Source organism: Stappia indica, assembly GCF_020177335.1.
Lineage (GTDB): Bacteria > Pseudomonadota > Alphaproteobacteria > Rhizobiales > Stappiaceae > Stappia > Stappia indica_B.
Genome location: NZ_JAIVMG010000004.1, coordinates 111,499 through 131,996, shown reverse-complemented (window position 1 = coordinate 131,996; position 20,498 = coordinate 111,499). Strand labels below are relative to the sequence as shown.

Here is a 20,498-nt window from a genome sequence, read left to right as displayed (position 1 = left end):
AGCCGGTGCTCAGGATTTGGCCTTCTGCCTGTGGTGGGGGGGCTGAGCAGCGCCTGGGCGCGGGCGGGGCCCAAGGGAGCTGTCGCTGTTCAGGCGCTGCCGCGCATCCTGGATGCGGGCAGAGAGCGAGGCCGCTTTCCGGGCCAGATCGCTGGCGCCGGGAGGCGTGCGCGCCGTGTCCTGGGCGAGGGCGGCAAGCTCTTCATCGGAGGCGACGGACGCGACAACGGAGGCCGCCAGATCCGCCAGTTGGGTTCGCAGTGCCTGGAAGGACACGTCATCTTGCAACTGGGCGCGCAGGCGGGCGTTTTCCGCTTCGAGCCGGGCGGCGGCCGCAGCGGTCTCCGCCGCATCGCCGGGCCGGCGATGGTGGACAGGGTCATCCGCCGCGTGCATCTGCTGGCTTTCTTCAAGCTGCAGCGACAGCCGGGCGATTTCCGCCTGGGCGCTGACCAGGCGGGACTCAGCCTCGAACAGGCGGTCGTCGCGCGCGCGTTGCGCCGCCCGGTCCGTGCCGTCAGCGCCTGCGGCGGTTTCGCCGGTCTTCAGCCGAAGGCGCAACGCGGCAATCTCCGATTCAAGTGCGGCGACCTGGGTAAGATGAGACGCATCGGCCCATTCCCGCGCGCCGGCACCGGAGGGGGGCGTCGGCGCGGACTGCGCCTCATCGGCCTCGCCTTCGGCCATTTCGTTCCGCCGTTTTACCACCCGTTCCAGTTCCCGCATGCGCGCTTTCGCCCGTGCCAGGGCCTCTTCCCGTTCAAGGATATCCCGGTGCAGCGCGTCCTCGCGCTCCTGGGCGTCGGCCAGGGCCTGCTCCCGGGCCAGAACCTCCTTGCGCATGTCGCTGGAGGCAGCTTCCGCCCGGTCTCGGGCCAGACGGTTGGCGGTGGCCTGCTCATGCAGTTGCTGCAGGTTGATTTCCAGGCGCCGGCACTCCAGCGCATGTGCGGCGCGCAAGCCGCTGATCTCGGCACGGACATCGGCATGGGACATGGGGCTGGTCGCCTCGACGGCGCGCCGGGTCAACCGCACAGCCCGGCGCCACACCGCCGGCAGTATCGCGATGGCAATGAGCCCGGCAATGAAGAAGCCGAGCGCCATGTACATTGCCGCTTCAATCAAGGCCGATCACCATGGTTTGCCATCTCGGGCGCCTGCCCGCGCGGACGTCCGCCGCTGCAAGCTTTATTCCCCCACGCCTCTTGATTACCCGACCGTCAGCCTCGCGCCAAGCATCGTTGTCGGTTCGCCGGTCAAAACGGGTTCCAGGTCGGCTCGGGGGTGAATTTCAGATAGCCGATATTGACGCCGAGACGGGCGCCCAGGCCAGCGCGAACCGGAACCACGTAGATATCGTGGTTCGACAGCACGGTCATGCCGAAGCCGCCGACCAGATAGGCCGAGCCGTTGACGCCGACATAGCGGCGATACATGGCATTCGTGTCGGGCAGGTTGTAGACCAGCATCATCACCCGGGCGCCATCGCCGCCCACATCCCAGCCGAGCGAGGGGCCTTGCCAGAACACCTTGTGGGTGCCGGCGTTGCGGGTGTAGAGCTGGCCTTCGCCATAGCGGGCACCGGCGAGCAGGGCCGCCGAACCCTCCTCGCCAAGGATGTAGCCGTTGGGCTGGCCATATTGCGCGACGGCCTTTTCCACCACCGAGGCGAGCCCGCCGGAGATCTGCCCGAAGAACCGGTGGCCGGTGTCGAGCAGTTCGCCCTGATTGTACTGTTCGGGCTGCTGTGCCGAAGCCGGAGCGGAGAGCGCGACGGTGGCAACGATCCCGAGACAGACCAGCAGCAGATGAGGCCAATGGACGGCCCGGATGCCCAGGCGCTGGATCATCATTGTCTGGATCATGTGCACTCTTCCTTCCAACTTCCCATTCTCGTCCCCACCGTCCGGCGGCCATCGCCCCGGAACTGTCACCCCGGAACTGGTGCGGCTGGCCCTCGGCCGGTTGCCTGGCGGGCGCTCCCGGGGGCACAGTCCGGCCAGGAGAACCTGCGGGACTGATTCGGTGACAGAGTGTAGTCGAAATCGGAAAACATTATGGTCGGCGGTTGTGGCACTTTGCGTGGGGCTTCTGGCGGTCACGGGTGGCGCGGCGGCGCTGGCGCAGGGCTTCGCCACCGATGTGATGACCGGCTATGCGGTCGGCGGACACGATCCGGTCGCCTATTTCATCGATCGCAAGCCGCGTCGCGGGGTGCCGGACCATGAATTGCGCTGGGCCGATACGGTCTGGGTGTTCGTCAACGAGGGCAATCGGGCGGCGTTCGAAAAGGCGCCGGAGGTGTATGCCCCCTATTTTTCCGGATGCGACCCCTATGCCCTGGCGCAGGGCGGGGTGACCCAGGGCAATCCGATGATCTTCGCGCTCTATGACGGGCGGCTCTTGCTGTTTCACTCGGAGATCAACCGGTTTCTGTTTCTCGCCGATCCGGCGGTGCTCGATGAAGCGGCGCGAGCCAACGCCCGGCGGCTCGGCTGTCCGCTGCTGGCACGACGCTGATCCGGCGCGGTTGGCTTGGCAGCGCGCGGGCGGGGGTGTAACCCTGTCGAAACTGGCGAATCAGCCGCCTTTCCTGTCCGATGTGTCCGGCCACCGAGGATCCCCGCATGACCGCTATCGACGATCTTACCGCACTCGATCTTGCCGCGCTGGTGGCCAGCCGCGTCTGTCATGACATCATCTCGCCGGTCGGTGCGATCACCAACGGCCTGGAGGTGCTGGACGAGGAGGGCAACGAGGACATGCAGGAATTCGCCATGGACCTGATCCGCAAGAGCGCGCGGCAGGCCTCGGCGAAGCTGCAGTTCGCGCGGCTGGCGTTCGGCGCGGCCGGGTCCGCCGGCTCGGAGATCGATCTGGGCGATGCCCATGCGGTCGCCGTCGGCTTCCTCGCCAACGAAAAGGCGGAGATCGACTGGCAGGTGCCGCGCCTGTTGATGGCCAAGAACCGGGTCAAGCTGCTGCTCAACCTCATCCTGCTGGCCAATCAATGCGTCCCGCGCGGCGGCCTGATCACCGTGCGGATGGACGGAGAGGTTAACGCACCGACCTTCGAACTGGCGGTGACCGGGTCGACGACCAAGGTGCCGGCGCTGGTGCTCGACATGATGTCCGGCGTCGAGCCGGAACGGATCGATGCACATACGGTGCAACCGGTGTATGCCGTTTTACTTGCACGTGAATCGGGAATGCATTTAGATGTTGTTAAGGAAGAAGCTGGCGTGAAAATCATCGCGTCGTCTTCCTCGTGATTTCTGTTCTGCGCTAGAAGAGGCGTTTCAATTTATCTTAACTGTTTCGGTCTCATTCTCACTGGCAGGGATGGGTTGTCCGGTCACAGGATCGGGTGGCGTACCAGTAACCAGTCGGGTGAGTTTGACCATGGACGACTTGCTTAGCGAGTTCCTTACAGAAACGAACGAGAGCCTTGATGTCGTCGACGTCGAGCTTGTGAAGTTCGAACAAGAACCGAATAACGCGAAGATCCTCGATAACATCTTCCGTCTGGTGCACACGATCAAGGGAACCTGCGGGTTCCTTGGTCTGCCCCGCCTTGAGGCGCTGGCGCATGCGGCCGAGACCCTGATGGGCAAGTTCCGTGATGGCGCGCCGGTCACCCAGGAAGCGGTGTCGCTGATCCTGATTTCCATCGACCGGATCAAGGAGATCCTGGCCGATCTGGAGACCGCCGGCGGGGCCGAGCCGGAAGGCAGCGACGACGATCTGATTTCCGAGCTGGAGCGTCTGTCCCTGTCCGCCCGCACCGGAGCCGAAGCGGAGGCCGAGGCCGAGGCAGCGGCGGGACCGGATGTCACCACCGGCGCATTGGTCGAGCAGGTGCTGGAACGGCCGCTGCGCCCGGGCGAGGTGTCGCTCGACGATCTGGAGCGCGCCTTCCGCGAAGCGGAATGCGAGGTCGAACTGCCCGTTGAGGCGGCGACGAACGCCCCGGCCGCCGAGGCGCAGGAAGACGCGCCGCCCCCGCTGACGGTGAAGGCCGGCGCGGCGCGCAAAGCGACCGCGGAGCCCAAGGGGCCGGAGAAGGCGGAAAAAGAGAACAAGTCGGGGTCTTCGGTGTCGAGCCAGTCCATCCGCGTCGCGGTGGAAACGCTTGAGCACCTGATGACCATGGTCTCGGAGCTGGTGCTGACCCGCAACCAGCTTCTGGAGATCGTCCGCCGCCACGAAGACAGCGAGTTCAAGGTGCCGCTGCAGCGGCTGTCGAACGTGACGGCGGAGCTGCAGGAAGGCGTCATGAAGACGCGGATGCAGCCGATCGGCAACGCCTGGCAGAAGCTGCCGCGCATCGTGCGCGATCTCAGCCAGGAGCTGGACAAGCCGATCGAGCTGGAAATGGTCGGCGCGGAAACCGAGCTGGACCGGCAGGTTCTGGAGCTGATCAAGGATCCGCTCACCCACATGATCCGCAACTCCGCCGATCACGGGCTGGAGATGCCGAGCGACCGGCGCGCCGTCGGCAAGCCGGAGAAGGGCACGATCACCCTGTCCGCCTATCACGAGGGCGGCCATATCATCATCGAGGTCAAGGACGACGGCCGCGGCATCGATGTGGAGCGGGTGAAGTCCAAGGTTCTGGAACGCGGCCTGGCAAGCGAGGCCGAGCTGGAGAAGATGACGGATCAGCAGATCCACAAGTTCATCTTCCATGCGGGCTTTTCCACCGCGACCAATGTCACCAGCGTGTCCGGCCGCGGCGTCGGCATGGATGTGGTGCGCAACAATGTGGAGCTGATCGGCGGCTCGATCGACCTGCGGTCGACGGCAGGCCAGGGCTCCAGCTTCATCATCAAGATCCCGCTGACGCTGGCGATCGTCTCGGCGCTGATCGTCGAGGCGGGCGGCGACCGCTACGCCATTCCGCAGCTGTCGGTGGTGGAACTGGTGCGGGTTCAGAACAATTCCGAGCACCGTATCGAGCGGATCAAGGACACGCCGGTGCTGCGCTTGCGCAACAAGCTCCTGCCGCTGGTGCACATGTCCTACCTGCTCGGCGCCGACGAAACGGATGTGAACAGCGAGCTGGAATCCGATACCGGGTTCATCGTCGTCATGCAGGTCGGCAACCAGACCTTCGGCGTCGTCGTCGACGGGGTGTTCCACACCGAGGAAATCGTCGTCAAGCCGATGTCCTCCATGCTGCGCAACCTGACCATGTTCTCCGGCAACACCATCCTGGGCGATGGCGCGGTGATCATGATCATCGACCCGAATGGTGTCGCCTCGGCGATGGCCAGCCATGCCTCCAGCGTGGTGGCGGAAGGGGAGCGCAAGGGAGTGGAGGAAGCCATCGCGGCGGCGATCGACGGTCAATCGTCGGTGTCCATGCTGCTGTTCCGCGCCGGCTCCTCCGAACCCAAGGCGGTGCCCTTGTCGCTGGTCACCCGGCTTGAGGAATTCGAGGTCTCGAAGATCGAGCATTCCAACGGACGCGACCTGGTGCAGTATCGCGGTGCCCTGATGCCGCTTGTCTACATCGAGCCGGGGCAGACCCGCCGTTCGGAAGGCACCCAGCCGATGCTGGTATTCTCCGATGCGGGCCGTTCGATGGGCCTCGTGGTCGACGAGATCGTCGACATCGTCGAGGACCGGATGAACATCGAGGTCGGTTCGGACCGGGCCGGCATTCTCGGCTCGGCGGTGATCAAGGAAAAGGCGACCGAGGTGATCGACCTTGGTTACTACCTGCCGCAGGCCTTCGAAGACTGGTTCATGCGCAAGGAAATGGACATCGCCGCCCTGACCAAGAAGGTGCTTCTGGTCGATGACAGCGCGTTCTTCCGCAACATGCTGACGCCGGTCCTGAAGGCGGCGGGCTATGACGTGACTGCCTGCCAGAGCGCCCAGCAGGCCTTTGAGCTCCTGGAAAACGGCGACACGTTCCATGCGATCGTCAGCGACATCGAGATGCCGGACATCAACGGCTTCGAGTTCTGCGAGGCGCTGCGGCGCGACCCGCGTTTCCGCAAGCTGCCGGTGCTCGCCCTGTCGGCGGTGGTCTCCCCGGCCTCGATCGAGCGCGGGCGCCAGGCCGGCTTCGATGATTACGTGGCGAAGTTCGACCGGCCGGGGCTGATTGCGTCGCTCAAGGACATGTTCTCTGGTGAATTGGGGATTGCGGCATGAGCAGCAACGACAATCTTGCGACCGGCGCGGAAGACAGCATCCAGTATGTGACCGTCGTCATCGGCGGCCAGCTGTTCGGTCTGCCGATCAGCCAGGTGCATGACGTGTTCGTGCCCGACAGCGTCACGCGGGTACCGCTGGCGGCACCCGAAGTGGCGGGGGTGCTGAACCTGCGCGGTCGGATCGTCACGGCGATCGACATGCGCAAGCGCCTGCATCTGCCCGACCGGGACGAGAACGCGCAGGTGATGGCAGTCGGCATCGAGCACAAGGGCGAGAGCTACGGGCTGGTGATCGACACGGTCGGCGAGGTCCTGCGCCTGTCGATGGATTCGCACGAGCCGAACCCGTCGAATCTCGACAAGCGCTGGGCGGAGATCTCCGGCGGCGTGCATCGCCTCGATGGCAAGCTGATGATCATCCTCGATATCAAGCGTTTGTTCGGCGCCATGGTGGAGCCGATGGCGGCCGCGTGAGCTTCATAAAACACCGGGATCGGCATGTCGGGTACCGGCATTCGGGAGCAAGTTGAAATGAAACACTGTCTCGTCGTCGACGATTCAAGCGTGATCCGGAAGGTCGCTCGTCGCATCCTCGAGGAGCTGGAATTCGAGATCAGCGAAGCGGAAGATGGCCTGAAGGCGCTGGAGCTGTGCCGCCAGCGGATGCCGGACGCGATCCTGCTGGACTGGAACATGCCGGAGATGGACGGCCTGGAATTCCTGCTTGCTCTGCGCAAGGAAGAGGGCGGGGGAGCGCCGATCGTGGTGTTCTGCACCACCGAAAACGATGTGGCGCATATCACCCGGGCCATCCGGGCCGGTGCGAACGAATACATCATGAAGCCCTTCGACAAGGACATCGTCGAAGCGAAGTTCCAAGAAGCCGGTCTTCTGTGAGCGGCCCGAAGGAACCAGGACAATGAGCCCTATTCCTTCTGCCACCGCAGCCCCGGGTCGGGCTGCCGGCGCGGCGATCCGCGTGATGGTGGTGGATGATTCCGTCGTCATTCGAGGTCTGATCGGTCGCTGGGTCGAGGAAGACCCGGCTCTGCAACTGGTCGCAGCTCATCGCAATGGCAAGCTCGCGGTCGACGACATCGAACGCAGCGCCCCGGATGTGGTGGTGCTCGATATCGAAATGCCGGAAATGGACGGTCTGACCGCCCTGCCGCTGATGCTCAGGAAGAAGCGCGACCTCATCGTGGTGATGGCCTCGACCTTGACCCGGCGCAACGCCGAGATCAGCCTGCGGGCGTTGTCGCTTGGAGCTCAGGACTATATCCCGAAGCCGGAAACCTCCAGCGCGGTCACCACCTCCCAGGATTTCCGGCGGGATCTGATCGAAAAGATCAAGGCTCTTGGCCAGCGTCGGCGGGGGCAGCCCTCGGCCGGGGCACGGCCGATGCGGGCTCAGACCAGCGCCGGCCGGCTGGCGGCACAAACGCCGGTCTCGCGGGCACCGGCAGTGCCGCGCGGCTATGTGCGGGCCGCCGCCATGCCGCATGCCGCACCGGCGGCGCCGGAGACGAAGACGCGCGCCTACTCAAACGTTCGGCCCCGGATCATTGCCATCGGCTCCTCGACCGGTGGGCCGCAGGCGCTGCAAAAGGTTCTGTCGGACATCGGCACGGCCATCCGCGAAGTGCCGGTGGTGGTGACCCAGCACATGCCGCCAACCTTTACGGCGATCCTGGCCGAGCATTTGGCCAAGGCGGCCATGCGCCCGGCCAAGGAGGCCGAGCATGGCGAGGTGCTGAAGCCGGGGCATATCTATGTGGCGCCCGGCGGCCATCACATGACGGTGGCCAAGGACGGCGGCCAGGTGGTGGCGCAGCTCAATGACGAGCCGCCGATCAATTTCTGCAAGCCGGCCGTCGATCCGTTGTTCGACAGCGTGGCCAAGGCGTATGGCTCGGCGGCCCTGGCCGTGGTGCTGACCGGCATGGGGCATGACGGTGCCGATGGCGTGCGCACGATCGCCGCCGGCGGTGGCAGTATCATTGCCCAGGACGAGGCAACGAGCGTGGTCTGGGGGATGCCCGGCGCGGCGGTTCAGACCGGCATGTGCAGCGACATACTTCCGATTTCCGATATCGGCCCGAAGATCGTTCGGGTCTTGAGTGGAGGCTTCAGGTGATTGCGTCTCAGTTCGAGTATCTCCAGCAGTTCCTGAAGTCCCGGTCCGGGCTGGTCCTGTCTAACGAAAAACAATATCTCGTCGAAAGCCGGCTGCTGCCGGTGGCCCGGCGACACGGGCTGACGAGCCTGAGCGAGCTGGTGCAGGCCATGCAGAAGCCGGGGGCGACACAGATCGCAACCGATGTGGTGGAAGCAATGACCACCAACGAGAGCTTCTTCTTCCGGGACGGCACGCCGTTTCAGCTGTTCCGGGAGACCATGCTGCCCGCCATGATCAAGGCGCGGGCCGACCGGCGGACGATCCGCATCTGGTGTGCGGCGGCCTCGACCGGCCAGGAGCCCTATTCGCTGGCGATCTGCCTGAAGGAGGCAGCGCACAAGCTGGCCGGCATGCGGGTGGAGATCATCGCCACCGACCTGTCGAGCGAGGTGCTCGACAAGGCTCGCAACGGCATTTACAGCCAGTTCGAGGTGCAGCGCGGCCTGCCGATCCAGATGTTGCTGAAGTATTTCACCCAGAAGGGCGATCTGTGGCAGATCAATGCGGACCTCAGGGCGATGGTGCAGTGGCGCAAGCTCAACCTGCTGGAGAGCTTCGCCGGCCTTGGCACCTTCGACATCGTGTTCTGCCGGAATGTGCTGATCTATTTCGACCAGCCGACCAAGGTCGATGTGTTGCAGCGGATCGCCCGTGGGATCGCCCCGGATGGTTATCTGGTGCTTGGCGCGGCGGAAACCGTGGTCGGGCTCACCGATGCGTTCCGTCCGGTGCCGGGCCTGCGCGGTCTCTATCAGACCGGCCAGGCGGGGCCGAGCGCTGCGACGCCCCGCCCCCGGTTGTCGGTCGCCGGATAACTGCCGACGCCAGTGCCGAATACCCAAACGGCCGCCCCTTGCCGGGGCGGCCGTTGTCATGTCTGCCGCTTTCGCGGGGCGGCGCGGCGCCGCCTTCGCTTACCAGGCCAGCGTCTTGACCGCCGGATCGAACAGCAGGCTCTCGACCACCGGCCAGGTCCCCATCTCCACGCCGTCGATATAGTCCGCCTTGGTCAGTCCGGAGGCCTTGGAGCAGGCGCTGCACATCACCACGCGGCCACCGTCGGCCATGAACGCGGTCAGCATGTCCTGGATGGAGGTGTCCGCCGAACGCAAGAGGCCCGGGACATTGGAGGGGCGCTTCTTGTCCGCCAGATAGACGGCGCGGACGTTGAGCCAGATCGCCACCGGTTTGTGACCGCCCTTCAGAACCCGCTGATGGGCGAAGGAGATCGCCTTGGCAGCCGACCAGGTGTCATCGGTGGTCAGATTGACGAACAGGCCGGCGGTCTTGTCGGTCTCCGCCGTGGCGGGCTGGAGGGCGGCAACGGCCATCGCCAGCGCGGCAACCAGGAACATCGCGAATTTCTGCATGGGGATCCTCTGATTTCGAATATTCGAATATACCAGGGATACCTATAGGTCATCTTCGCTGTCAATCAGGAGTGGTGTCGGTCTCGACCCTAGGGGCCGGAAACGCAAAGACCCCGCCAGGGGCGGGGTCCAAGGAGGTCGGGAAACTGGCCTTGCGTGGGCGGCTCAGGCCGCTTTTTCTTCCGGCTCGCGCAGCACGTAGCCGCGTCCCCAAACGGTCTCGATGTAGTTGCGCCCGGCGGTTGCCGCCGCGAGCTTCTTGCGCAGCTTGCAGATGAACACGTCGATGATCTTCAGCTCCGGCTCGTCCATGCCGCCATAGAGATGGTTCAGGAACATCTCCTTGGTCAGCGTCGTGCCCTTGCGCAGCGAAAGCAGCTCGAGCATCTGGTATTCCTTGCCGGTGAGATGCACGCGCTGGCCCGCGACCTCGACCGTCTTGGTGTCCAGATTGACCACCAGATCGCCGGTGGTGATGACCGACTGGGCATGACCCTTCGAGCGTCGCACGATCGCATGGATGCGCGCCACCAGCTCGTCCTTGTGGAACGGCTTGGTCATGTAGTCGTCGGCACCGAAGCCGAGACCGCGAACCTTGTCCTCGATACCGGCAAGACCGGAGAGGATCAGGATCGGCGTCTTGATCTTCGACACACGCAAGGTGCGCAGGACCTCATAGCCCGACATGTCCGGCAAGTTGAGGTCCAGCATGATAATGTCATAGTCATAGAGTTTGCCGAGGTCGATGCCTTCCTCGCCAAGATCCGTCGTGTAGACGTTAAAGTTTTCGGACTTGAGCATCAGTTCGATGCTCTGCGCCGTGGCGCTGTCATCCTCGATCAACAGGACACGCATGCCAATCCCCTATGTCTGCCTATCCTGGGCAAGCCGCTCCGGCCGAAATGCTCCCGGTGCGAAGGACTGCGGTTAACCCCGACTCACTGTGTGAGACAATGGTTAACAAATTCTGATTCACACCTGCAAGCACCGATGAAGCGAGTTTGGGATTTCCGCCCAATTAGCTGAAAAAACTTCGGAAATTAAGCCCGAAGAATCTTCAGATTTCACATTAACAAGACGGCGTAACCGACTCACGTGACTCACTTCGATGCCGGATATGGGCCCAAGCTCGGCTCATCATCCACAAAACCCTCGGGATTAAGATTAACCAAACATGTAAACGATAGGTTACCGTGCCCGACCGAGCTCGCAATCTGGTGCGCGAATGGAACCGCTGTTTGCCGAAATAGAATCACTGATGTCCGCCGAGGTGTTCGGCCGTGTCGTGTCCGTGCAGGGGCTGCTGCTGGAGGTGGCCGGGCCGATCCACGAAATGAGCGTGGGCGCGCTGTTGGCCGTCGATTGCGGCGAGGGCGAGCCGCCCGTTCATGCCGAGGTGGTCGGGTTCCGCGAGGGCCGTGCCCTGTGCATGCCCTTCGCCGGGCTGGAGGGGGTGCGCATGGGCTGCCGTGCCGTGCTGACCGCGCGCGACAGCCTCACCTATCCGTGCGACGCCTGGCTCGGCCGGGTGGTCAATGCCATGGGCGATCCGATCGATGGCCGCGGACCGCTGCCCAGCGGCGGCGTGCCGCGGCGGCTGCGCTCGACCCCGCCGCCGGCCAGCGACCGGGGCCGGGTGGGGCCGGCGCTCGACCTGGGTGTCCGGGCGCTGAACACCTTCGTCACCTGCTGCCAGGGGCAGCGGATGGGCATCTTCGCCGGCTCGGGCGTGGGCAAGTCGGTGCTGATGTCGATGATTGCCCGCAACATGGCGGCGGATGTGGCGGTGATCGGCCTGATCGGCGAGCGCGGCCGCGAGGTGCAGGAGTTCGTCGAGGACGATCTGGGGCCGGAGGGGCTGGCGCGCAGCGTGGTCGTCGTCGCCACCTCCGACGAGAGCGTGCTGATGCGGCGCCAGGCCGCCTACATGACCATGACCGTCGCCGAGCACTTTCGCGATGCCGGGCGCAATGTCATGTGCATGATGGATTCGGTGACGCGCTTTGCCATGGCGCAGCGGGAGATCGGCCTGTCGGTCGGCGAGCCGCCGACCTCCAAGGGGTATACGCCGACCGTCTTTACCGAATTGCCGAAACTGCTGGAGCGGGCGGGGCCGGGCAAGGCCGGCAGCGGCTTCATCACCGGCCTGTTCACGGTGCTGGTGGAGGGGGACAATCACAACGAGCCGGTCGCCGATGCGGTGCGCGGCATTCTCGATGGCCATATCGTCATGGAGCGGGCAATCGCCGAGCGCGGTCGCTATCCGGCGATCAATGTGCTGAAATCGGTGTCGCGCACCATGCCGCGCTGCGTGCCGGACGACGTCCTGCCGGTGCTGCGCAAGGCCAAGCAGCTGATGGCGACCCACGCGGACATGGAGGAGCTGATCCGGCTCGGCGCCTACCGCCGGGGTTCCGATCCGTTGGTCGACGAGGCGATCGGCCGAAACGAGGGGCTGGAAACCTTCCTGTCCCAGGGCAAGGGCGAGGCGACATCGCTTGATGAAGGCTATCAGCGTCTCGCCAACCTTTTGGAAATGACTCTTGCGTAGGATTGCGGCTTAGACGGGAGTGCTGAGTGATGAAGTCGCGTGAAAGTTTAATTCGTTTGAAGCAGTTTCAGGTCGATGAGCGGCGCCGGCAGGTGAGCCAGATCGAATCGATGGTGGACGAGTTCAAGCGCATGGCGCGAGAGCTGGACGACCAGATCGCGTCGGAACAGAAGCGGGTGGGAATCACCGACGAGACCCATTTCGCCTATCCGACCTTCGCCAAGGCAGCGGCGCAGCGCCGGGACAACCTGTTGAATTCCGCCGAGGAATTGAACGAGCAGCTTGAGAATGCCCGCGAGGAGCTGCGCGAGGCACTCGAAGAGCTGAAGAAATTCGAGCTGCTGGAAGAGCGGGACCAGATCCGGGAGCGCGGCGAGCGCGAGGCCCGTGAGCAGGACGAGCTCGACGAAATCGCCGGACGGCGCCGGGCCCACACCGTGCGCTGAGGCCGCCGCGCGGGTCCCTTCGCACGGTCGTTCCGCCCGTTGGCGGCAGGGCGAAGGGCGCGCGGGCACGGGCTGGTGCCTCTCGCCGGCCGGGCCGTTCTGTCGGGGGGAGGGATCAGACCCTAGCCCCCATCTTTCTCCTGGAGCTGACTGTGCGCCGCCTGCTGATATCCCTGCTTTTGCCCCTCGCCACGGTGTGCTTCGTTCTTGGCCTGACCATGCCGCTCCTGCAGATGGAGCGGCTGTATTTTTTTCAGGACCAGCCGACGCTCATTCAGGTTGTCGCCGGCCTGTGGATCGACGGGGAGCGCGCCCTGGCCGGTCTGGTGGCGGCGGTTTCCATCGGCTTTCCCGCGCTCAAGATCCTGGCGCTGCATGTGGGCGTGGTCGCCGGACGGGCGGCGGTGCCGCACGGGCTGATGGCGGCGCTGGGCAAGTGGTCGATGATGGATGTGATGCTGGTGGCGCTGGTCGTGTTCGCCGCCAAGTCCAGCGGACTGGCGACCGCCATGGCACTCCCCGGTCTCTGGTTCTATGGCACGGCGGCGCTTTCGACCGCGCTGGCGGCCTGGCTGGCCCGCCCCCTGACGTGAACTGGCCTGACCTGAACTGAGCTGATCGGCGGGGCCGCACGCCCCTGGCCGGGCCGCCGTCAGTTCGGCGCCCGGGACGTTGGCGACGATTTGGCGGGGGATGGCCCGCTGTTCCGGGACGCAGGGGCGAGCTGGCGGAACATGTCCAGCCATCTGGTCGCCTGGCTTTCGGGAATGCGCAGATGCTGGCAGCGCAGTTGCGCCAGCGCGAGGAAGACCTGATCGGACAGTCGGGCGGCATGGGCCTGGGAGATCAACTCATCGATCCCGGCCTGGAACACCGTTCCCTGCATGGCATGCAGCGCCCGTTTCATGCGGCGGGCGAACAGGTCGAGCGCATCATTGTGACGCCGTTCGGCGAGCAGGACGAGCATCAGCTTGTCGAGGCTGAAGTCGTCGTCGCGAACCAGTTGCCACAGGCGTTCCACGTCGCAGGTCTCGATCGAGATGTCGAAACGCGACCGCAACTCCTTGCGAATCTGCTCCGGGGTGGTCATCTGGCCCGGGTTGGAGCCGGAGCGGATGGCTTCCAGACGGATGCGGGTGGGGGTGTTCACATGCGGGATCAGCCAGTCGCAGATCAGCGGTGTCAGATCCTGCCGGGCACTCAGGTTGCGGCGAAGCTGGGTGTCGGAAATCGACCGCTTGGCGAGCGTGCGCATGGCCCAGTCGGACATGCTGCTGCGGGTGTTGCCGGCCATGGTCCGCCAGACCCGGATCGTTCCCTTTTCCACCAGGAGGTCGGACACGCGCCTGGGCATGTCCACCCGGTGGGCGATGGCGATCAGATGGGTCTGGGGCATCCGCCGGGTCAGCTTGAGCAGATCGCTTTCCGTCAGGCTGGGGCTTTGCTCCAGCATGGGCGCGGCAACGGTGATTTCATCGCTGGCCAGGCGATAGGCGACCCGATTCGGGGTCTCGCCCCAGGGGGCCATGCGCCGGGACAGGCGCGCGCGCTGGGCCAGGCTGCTGCCCTCCAGCAATTTGAGGATGATCTCGCAAAACAGGACCAGCTCGGCCTCTGTATGCTTGCCGACGCCGTCCAGGAACACGTCCGCGACGCGCTGAAGCAAATGGCCTCGCGCCTCGCGGGACGGGTTCCGTGCAAGCGTCAACAGGTCGTTGAGCATTTCAAACCTTTCATCTCCACCTAAAATTATAGGACGCGCGTTACGAATCTGTTGAGGCTTTTTGTGCCTCTTGCGCAACTTCGCGGGGGATACGCGTGTAACGCTGGGGGAGGTGCGGCAGATCTGGCGTGGCGCTCATAGCGCCGGTCGCGATTCATCTCCGGGATGCAAGCAGGGGTGGACCCTTTGCCACAGTGTGCGTAGGCTGCAACTGTCAGCGAGGCAGAGGATGGTGTCTGCCTGGAAACTCTTGCGGCGCACCGTACTACCTGCAAGGCGCTGGCGCCCGGGCGGGACGACGCGGGGGACGTATCCCGCTGCTCCCTCTGGAGCCAATGGCCTCGGTACGTGTCGTTTCAGGCCGCGATTGCGCCGAGCAGTTTTGCGGCTGCCTTGGTACCTCGCCCTCTCATGGCCGGGAGCGTGGAAGCCATGCGGCCGGTTGACGGCGTTTCTCTTTCAGCTAGGTAGAAAGGGCCGGCGCTCCTTGGGAGGGGCGGCATCGCTTGCGACGTGCCCGCAGGGTGTGCGCCCACTGGACTAGGGTCCAGACCCTGGAGAGCTTCTGGAGACGAACCGATGATGCGCTGGCCCGGGCTTGTTGCCCTTCTCATTGCAGTTGCACTGATGGCATTTCCCGTGGGGTCGGTGGCCACTGCGCAGACGGGAGCAGCTGCCCCAACTGCTGCCCCGGTCGCTGCGCCGGGCGCGGCCGCAGTGTCGGATGAGGCGGCGCGGTCCGGTGCCGATGCGCTGATCCGCATTCTTGAGGATCCGGATGCGCGCGACGCGATGATCCGGTACCTGAAGGAAGGGCGCGCCGCGCCGGTGGACGCGCCGCCCCCAGCGCCCGCTGCAGAGGCGCCGGACGCGGCCGCCACGGCAGAGACGCCGACAGGCGCGGCGGCAGGAGCCGATGAGGCCGTCGCCGAGAAGCAGCCGGACCATCTGGCGGTGCGCATCGCCCAGGCGAGCCAGGGCCTGGTCAAGGAAGCCGGGATTTATCTTGACCGGATTACCCGCTCACTCTCCTCGCTGCCACGGGCATTGACCTATGCCAGCGGCGCGAACTGGGATCAGGTCAACGGCATCCTGATCCAGCTCGCCCTGCTGGTCGCCGCCACGGTCATTCTCCTTTACATCTTGCGCCGGCTTTCCGACCGTTTCTTCGCGCGGATGGCGGAGGGGGCGGAGACCGGCACGATCCTGCGCCGCGCCATGCTGCTGCTGTTGCGGGCGGGGCTGGAGCTGGTGATCGTCGGTCTGTGTTTCGGCGTGGGCTATGCGGTGGCGATTTCCTATGGTCAGGTGCGCGGGCAGGTCGAACTGGTCGAATCCCTGTTCCTCAACGCCTTCTTCTTCGTGCAGATCGCCAAGGTGAGCCTCCGCTTCGCGCTCAGCCCGAAGTTTTCCGCCTTGCGGCTGGTGCCGCTCGACGACGTCCAGGCGCTGTACTGGCGTCGCTGGCTGTTCGCGATTGTCAACGTGCTGGGCTATGGCACCATGGTGGCGACACCGCTGGTGTCCCGTTACATCTCCTTCGTCCTCGCCGATTCCTTGCGCATGATCCTGGTGCTGCTGAGCGTCGGGATGGCGATTTTCGCGATCCTGCGCAACCGTCTGGCGACGCGGAGCCGGATCAGCGCCTATGCCGAGGCGCAGACCAACATGTTCACCACCGGTCTGGTCGAAGTGGCCGCCCGCACCTGGCATCTGGTGGCGATCTTCTATGTGCTGTTGCTGCTTTCGGTCTGGCTGTCGCGGCCCATCGATGCCACCACCTTCATGATGCGGGCGACGGCGCTGTCGGTGCTGTCGGTGATGATCGGGACGCTGGTGTCGCTGGCGCTGACCCGTGCCATTGCCGGCGGCATTCGCCTGCCCGGCGGGGCCCATACCACCCTGCCGCTCTTGGAGCGGCGGCTCAACACCTTCATCCCGCGCATTCTCTCACTGTTGCGGCTCGGCGTGTTTGTCGGCGTTGTCGTCTCGATCCTGCATGTGTGGGGGGCGGTCGACGCGCAAGGTTGGTTCCGCAGCAATGACGGGCGCAATTTCCTGGGCGGGACTGCCTCGGCCGGCATCGTGCTTCTGGTCGGTTTCCTGATCTGGCTGGCGGTGATGTCCTGGGTGGACCTGAAGCTCAATCCGCGCGGTCGCCTGCCGACGTCACGGGAAAAGACCCTGTTCGGTCTGTTTCGCAATGCGTTTTCCATTGTCCTGGTGGTGATGATCGCATTGCTGACCCTCTCGGAACTGGGGGTCAACATCGGCCCGCTGATCGCCGGTGCCGGTGTCTTCGGTCTGGCGATTTCCTTCGGCTCGCAGAAGCTGGTGCAGGACATCATCAACGGTGCCTTCATCCAGTTCGAAAACGCCATGAACGAGGGGGATGTGGTGACGCTCGGCGGGGTGACCGGAACGGTGGAGAACCTGACCATCCGTTCGGTGCGGCTGCGCGACATCGACGGCACGGCGCATGTGATTCCGTTCTCCACCGTCGACCGGATCGCAAACTTCATGCGTGGTTACGCCTATCACGTGGCGGCGATCGGCGTGGCCTATGACAGCGACATCGGCCAGGTGAAGCGGGCGATGGAAACCGCGTTCGAGCGGCTGAAGAAGGAAGAGATCGGCGTGCAGATCCTGGAGCCGCTGGAGATGCACGGCATTACCACCTTCGGCGACAGCGCGATCACCGTGCGGGCCCGGATCAAGACCGTGCCCGGTTCGCAATGGGCGGTCGGGCGCGCCTACAATGAAAAGATCAAGGCGGTGTTCGACGAAGAGGGAATCGAAATCCCGTTCCCGCAGGTCACCTACCACCCGGCAACCCCGCCCGTGGCGCTGCCTGCCAACGAACCCGCTGCCGCCACGGCCGCCGATGGCGACAGGTCGCCGCAGCCGCGCAAGCGCCCGTCGGTGCCCAAGGCCAAGCCCGGCGATATGCCGGGGGGCGAGGACGAGCTCTAGCGCCTTCCTCGCCGTCGCCGCGCGCGTCCTGCCGTCACGTTACGGCATGACGTCGCGTGTCCGGCGTCTTCTTCCGTTTGGGTTCCGGCGGTGCCGGACGATGGCGAGAAACCTCTCCCGACGGAAGAATGTTCCATGCCGCTCTGAACGTAAGGTGGTCGATCGGCTCACCATTCCGGCAGATGAGGCAAAATCTTCCTTTAAATTCGGAAATTGAGAAGATCGTCACGGTTGTACGGGGGCTTTCGCGGCACTAGAGTGCCGGCAGGGTCTGCCGGACCGATGGCATCTTTCCGTTTTGGAAGGGGCCAAACAAGAAAACTCCGGCGGGCCGAAGACATTTATGGGAGACGTTTTCAATGATCATCCGCCGTACCATGAAAGCTGCGCTTCTGGGCGCCAGCCTGTCCGCGCTGCTGGTGTCCGCCGCTTCGGCGAAGACGCTGGTCTATTGCTCGGAAGGCTCGCCGGAAGGCTTCGACAGCGCCCTTTACACCACCGGAACCACCTTCGACGCCTCGTCCAAGCCGGTGTTCAACCGCCTGGTCGAGTTCGTGCGCGGCTCCACGGAGGTCCGTCCGGGCCTCGCCGAGAGCTGGACCGTGTCCGACGACGGGCTGGAGTATACCTTCAACCTGCGCAAGGGGGTGAAGTTCCACTCCTCCGCGTCCTTCACGCCGACCCGCGACTTCAACGCCGATGACGTGATCTTCTCCTTCGCGCGTCAGCTCGACAAGAACCACCCGTGGCACAGCTACACCGCCGGTGCGTCCTGGGAGTATTTCAACGGCATGTCGATGCCCGATCTCGTGAAAGAGATCGTCAAGGTCGATGACTACACCGTGAAGTTCGTGCTGACTCGCCCGGAAGCGCCGATGATCGCCAACCTGGCGATGGATTTCGCGTCGATCCAGTCGCAGGAATATGCCGACAAGCTCGCTGCTGACGGCAAGATGGAACTGATGAACCAGGAGCCGGTCGGCACCGGTCCGTTCCAGTTCGTCGGCTACCAGAAGGACGCGGTGATCCGCTACCAGGCCTTCGCCGATCACTGGGCCGGCAAGCAGCCGATCGACAACCTGATCTTCGCCATCACCACCGATGCCTCGGTGCGCCTGCAGAAGCTGAAGGCTGGCGAGTGCCACGTGGTGCCGTTCCCGGCGCCGGCGGATGTTGCCGACATCAAGGCTGACCCCAACCTGACCCTGATGGAGCAGGAAGGCCTCAACGTCGGCTACATGGCCTACAACACCACGAAGGCGCCGTTCGACAATCCGAAGGTCCGCAAGGCGCTGAACAAGGCGATCAACAAGCAGGCCATTCTGGATGCGGTGTTCCAGGGCACCGGCCAGGCGGCGAAGAACCCGATCCCGCCGACGATGTGGTCCTACAACGCGGCGATCGAGGATGACGCTTTCGATCTGGAAGCGGCCAAGGCGATGCTCGACGAAGCCGGCGTCAAGGATCTGAAGATGAAGATCTGGGCGATGCCGGTGCAGCGCCCGTACAACCCGAACGCACGGCGCATGGCCGAGGTGATGCAGGCCGATTTCGGCAAGATCGGCGTCGATGTGGAAATCGTCTCCTATGAGTGGGGCGAGTACCTGAAGCGCTCGAAGGAAACCGATCGCGATGGCGCGGTGCTGCTCGGCTGGACCGGTGACAATGGCGATCCGGACAACTTCCTCGCCGTTCTGCTCGGCTGCGACGGTGTCGGCGGCTCCAACCGCGCCCACTGGTGCCACAAGCCGTTCGAGGACCTGATCCAGAAGGCCAAGGTGACCTCCGACAAGGCCGAGCGCACCAAGCTCTACGAAGAGGCCCAGGTGGTCTTCAAGGAGCAGGCGCCGTGGGCGACCATCGCCCATTCGGTGGTGTTCATGCCGATGTCGAGCAAGGTTTCGGGCTATGTGATGGACCCGCTTGGCGGCCATTGGTTTGACGGCGTGGATATCGCCGAGTAAACCACAGTCCAGACGAGGGATCGCGGCGTTGATGACGTTGCGGAATCCCGGCACAAACCGACGCACCGGCCGGACCTCCGGCCGGTGCGCTCCTTGTGGATACATTCATGTTCCGATTCCTGTTCAGCCGAATTGGCCTTCTGATCCCGACATTTCTCGGCGTGACGATCATCTCATTCGGTTTCATCCGCCTTTTGCCTGGCGACCCGGTCCTTCTCATGGCCGGCGAGCGCGGCATCTCCGACGAGCGTTATGCCGAGCTGATGGATCAGTTCGGCTTTTCGCGTCCGATCTGGGAGCAGTATTTCGACTATCTGGTCGGTCTGCTCAGCGGCGACCTTGGGACGTCGATCGTCACCAAGAAGCCGGTCCTCACCGAATTCCTGACCCTCTTTCCCGCGACCGTCGAGTTGGGGCTTTGCGCGATCATCATCGCCGTGGCGCTGGGCATTCCGGCCGGGATCATCGCCGCGGTGCGGCGCGGGTCGTTCACCGACCAGACCATCATGGGAACCGCGCTGGTCGGCTATTCCATGCCGATCTTCTGGTGGGGCCTTCTGCTGATCATCCTGTTCTCCGGCATTCTGCAATGGACGCCGGTGTCGGGGCGGATCTCGCTGATGTATTTCTTCCCGCAGACCACCGGGTTCATGCTGATCGACAGTCTGCTGTCCGGCCAACCGGGGGCGTTCAAGTCGGCGGTCAGCCATCTGATCCTGCCGTCCATCGTGCTGGCGACGATCCCGCTGGCGGTGATCGCGCGGCAGACGCGCTCGGCGATGCTGGAAGTGCTGGGCGAGGATTACGTGCGCACGGCGCGGGCCAAGGGCCTGTCCTCCAGCCGGGTGATCGGTCTGCATGCACTGCGCAACGCGCTGATCCCGGTGATCACCACCATCGGCCTTCAGGTCGGGGTGCTGCTGGCGGGCGCGATCCTGACGGAAACGATCTTCTCCTGGCCGGGCATCGGCAAGTGGATGGTCGACAGCATCGCGCGGCGCGACTATCCGGTCGTGCAGGGCGGGCTCTTGATGATTGCCGCCATCGTCATGATCGTCAATCTGATCGTCGATGTGCTTTACGGCCTCGTCAATCCCCGTATTCGCCATACCTGATCGCGGAGCT

General features: G+C 64.5%; 18 protein-coding genes. 13 read left to right on the top strand and 5 right to left on the bottom strand.

Going from position 1 to position 20,498, the window contains the following annotated elements:
• Positions 1-9 precede the first annotated feature (9 nt).
• Together LC062_RS07565 and LC062_RS07560 are read right to left on the bottom strand one after the other, a co-directional pair.
• A complete protein-coding gene (locus LC062_RS07565) occupies positions 10-1,125 on the bottom strand; it encodes a coiled-coil domain-containing protein (RefSeq protein ID WP_224910435.1) in 1,116 nt (371 codons plus the stop codon).
• A gap of 131 nt (positions 1,126-1,256) precedes the next feature.
• Positions 1,257-1,865 (bottom strand): DUF1134 domain-containing protein, encoded by a 609-nt coding sequence (locus LC062_RS07560; RefSeq protein ID WP_404829693.1) that lies wholly within the window; start codon positions 1,863-1,865, stop codon positions 1,257-1,259.
• A 205-nt stretch (positions 1,866-2,070) separates the two neighbouring features.
• Here LC062_RS07560 and LC062_RS07555 point away from each other — a divergent pair, with 205 nt between their 5' ends.
• The 7 genes from LC062_RS07555 to LC062_RS07525 all read left to right on the top strand — a co-directional run bounded on the left by LC062_RS07555 (position 2,071) and on the right by LC062_RS07525 (position 9,161).
• On the top strand, positions 2,071-2,520 hold the full coding sequence (locus LC062_RS07555) for a YHS domain-containing (seleno)protein (protein WP_224910434.1): 450 nt from the start codon (positions 2,071-2,073) through the stop codon (positions 2,518-2,520).
• A gap of 107 nt (positions 2,521-2,627) precedes the next feature.
• Positions 2,628-3,272, top strand: coding sequence for a histidine phosphotransferase ChpT (gene chpT / locus LC062_RS07550; protein WP_224910433.1), 645 nt, complete (start codon positions 2,628-2,630; stop codon positions 3,270-3,272).
• A 130-nt stretch (positions 3,273-3,402) separates the two neighbouring features.
• Positions 3,403-6,165 carry a hybrid sensor histidine kinase/response regulator gene (locus tag LC062_RS07545; protein WP_224910432.1) on the top strand — a complete coding sequence of 921 codons (2,763 nt, stop codon included), beginning with the start codon at positions 3,403-3,405 and terminating at the stop codon, positions 6,163-6,165.
• Positions 6,162-6,641, top strand: a complete 480-nt coding sequence (locus LC062_RS07540) for a chemotaxis protein CheW (RefSeq protein ID WP_181760739.1) — start codon at positions 6,162-6,164, stop codon at positions 6,639-6,641. Before LC062_RS07545 ends, LC062_RS07540 begins: the two co-directional genes overlap by 4 nt.
• A 57-nt stretch (positions 6,642-6,698) precedes the next feature.
• Positions 6,699-7,064 (top strand): response regulator, encoded by a 366-nt coding sequence (locus LC062_RS07535; protein ID WP_181760758.1) that lies wholly within the window; start codon positions 6,699-6,701, stop codon positions 7,062-7,064.
• Positions 7,065-7,086: 22 nt separating this feature from the next.
• Complete coding sequence (locus LC062_RS07530; protein WP_224910431.1) at positions 7,087-8,304, top strand: protein-glutamate methylesterase/protein-glutamine glutaminase; 1,218 nt, start codon at positions 7,087-7,089, stop codon at positions 8,302-8,304.
• The gene (locus tag LC062_RS07525; RefSeq protein WP_224910430.1) at positions 8,301-9,161 is read left to right on the top strand and encodes a CheR family methyltransferase; all 861 of its coding nucleotides are present in this window, start codon (positions 8,301-8,303) and stop codon (positions 9,159-9,161) included. The genes LC062_RS07530 and LC062_RS07525 overlap by 4 nt, the downstream gene beginning before the upstream one ends.
• Positions 9,162-9,260: 99 nt before the next feature.
• On the opposite strand, the gene LC062_RS07520 is transcribed toward LC062_RS07525, so the two are convergent.
• Positions 9,261-9,716, bottom strand: coding sequence for a DsrE family protein (locus LC062_RS07520; RefSeq protein ID WP_224910429.1), 456 nt, complete (start codon positions 9,714-9,716; stop codon positions 9,261-9,263).
• Positions 9,717-9,881: 165 nt separating this feature from the next.
• Positions 9,882-10,571 carry a response regulator transcription factor CtrA gene (gene ctrA, locus LC062_RS07515; protein WP_181760736.1) on the bottom strand — a complete coding sequence of 230 codons (690 nt, stop codon included), beginning with the start codon at positions 10,569-10,571 and terminating at the stop codon, positions 9,882-9,884.
• A 370-nt stretch (positions 10,572-10,941) separates the two neighbouring features.
• Here ctrA and fliI point away from each other — a divergent pair, with 370 nt between their 5' ends.
• From fliI to LC062_RS07500, 3 genes are all read left to right on the top strand, one after another.
• Positions 10,942-12,267 carry a flagellar protein export ATPase FliI gene (fliI, locus tag LC062_RS07510; RefSeq protein ID WP_224910428.1) on the top strand — a complete coding sequence of 442 codons (1,326 nt, stop codon included), beginning with the start codon at positions 10,942-10,944 and terminating at the stop codon, positions 12,265-12,267.
• Positions 12,268-12,296: 29 nt separating this feature from the next.
• Positions 12,297-12,713: a flagellar export protein FliJ gene (gene fliJ, locus LC062_RS07505; protein WP_224910427.1), complete on the top strand. Its 417-nt coding sequence runs from the start codon at positions 12,297-12,299 to the stop codon at positions 12,711-12,713.
• A gap of 152 nt (positions 12,714-12,865) precedes the next feature.
• Entirely contained in the window at positions 12,866-13,306 is a 441-nt protein-coding gene (locus LC062_RS07500; RefSeq protein WP_224910426.1) for a paraquat-inducible protein A, read from the top strand.
• 59 nt (positions 13,307-13,365) lie between these two features.
• Here LC062_RS07500 and LC062_RS07495 read toward each other — a convergent pair whose 3' ends face one another.
• Entirely contained in the window at positions 13,366-14,379 is a 1,014-nt protein-coding gene (locus LC062_RS07495; protein ID WP_224910425.1) for a DUF2336 domain-containing protein, read from the bottom strand.
• A gap of 636 nt (positions 14,380-15,015) precedes the next feature.
• Between LC062_RS07495 and LC062_RS07490 the strand changes: the two genes are divergently transcribed.
• The 3 genes from LC062_RS07490 (at position 15,016) to LC062_RS07480 (ending at position 20,488) form a co-directional block, all read left to right on the top strand.
• Positions 15,016-17,409, top strand: coding sequence for a mechanosensitive ion channel domain-containing protein (locus LC062_RS07490; protein ID WP_224910424.1), 2,394 nt, complete (start codon positions 15,016-15,018; stop codon positions 17,407-17,409).
• 359 nt (positions 17,410-17,768) lie between these two features.
• Positions 17,769-19,373, top strand: coding sequence for an ABC transporter substrate-binding protein (locus LC062_RS07485; protein WP_263625524.1), 1,605 nt, complete (start codon positions 17,769-17,771; stop codon positions 19,371-19,373).
• Between the two features lie 107 nt (positions 19,374-19,480).
• Positions 19,481-20,488 carry an ABC transporter permease subunit gene (locus tag LC062_RS07480; RefSeq protein ID WP_224910423.1) on the top strand — a complete coding sequence of 336 codons (1,008 nt, stop codon included), beginning with the start codon at positions 19,481-19,483 and terminating at the stop codon, positions 20,486-20,488.
• Positions 20,489-20,498: the final 10 nt, after the last annotated feature.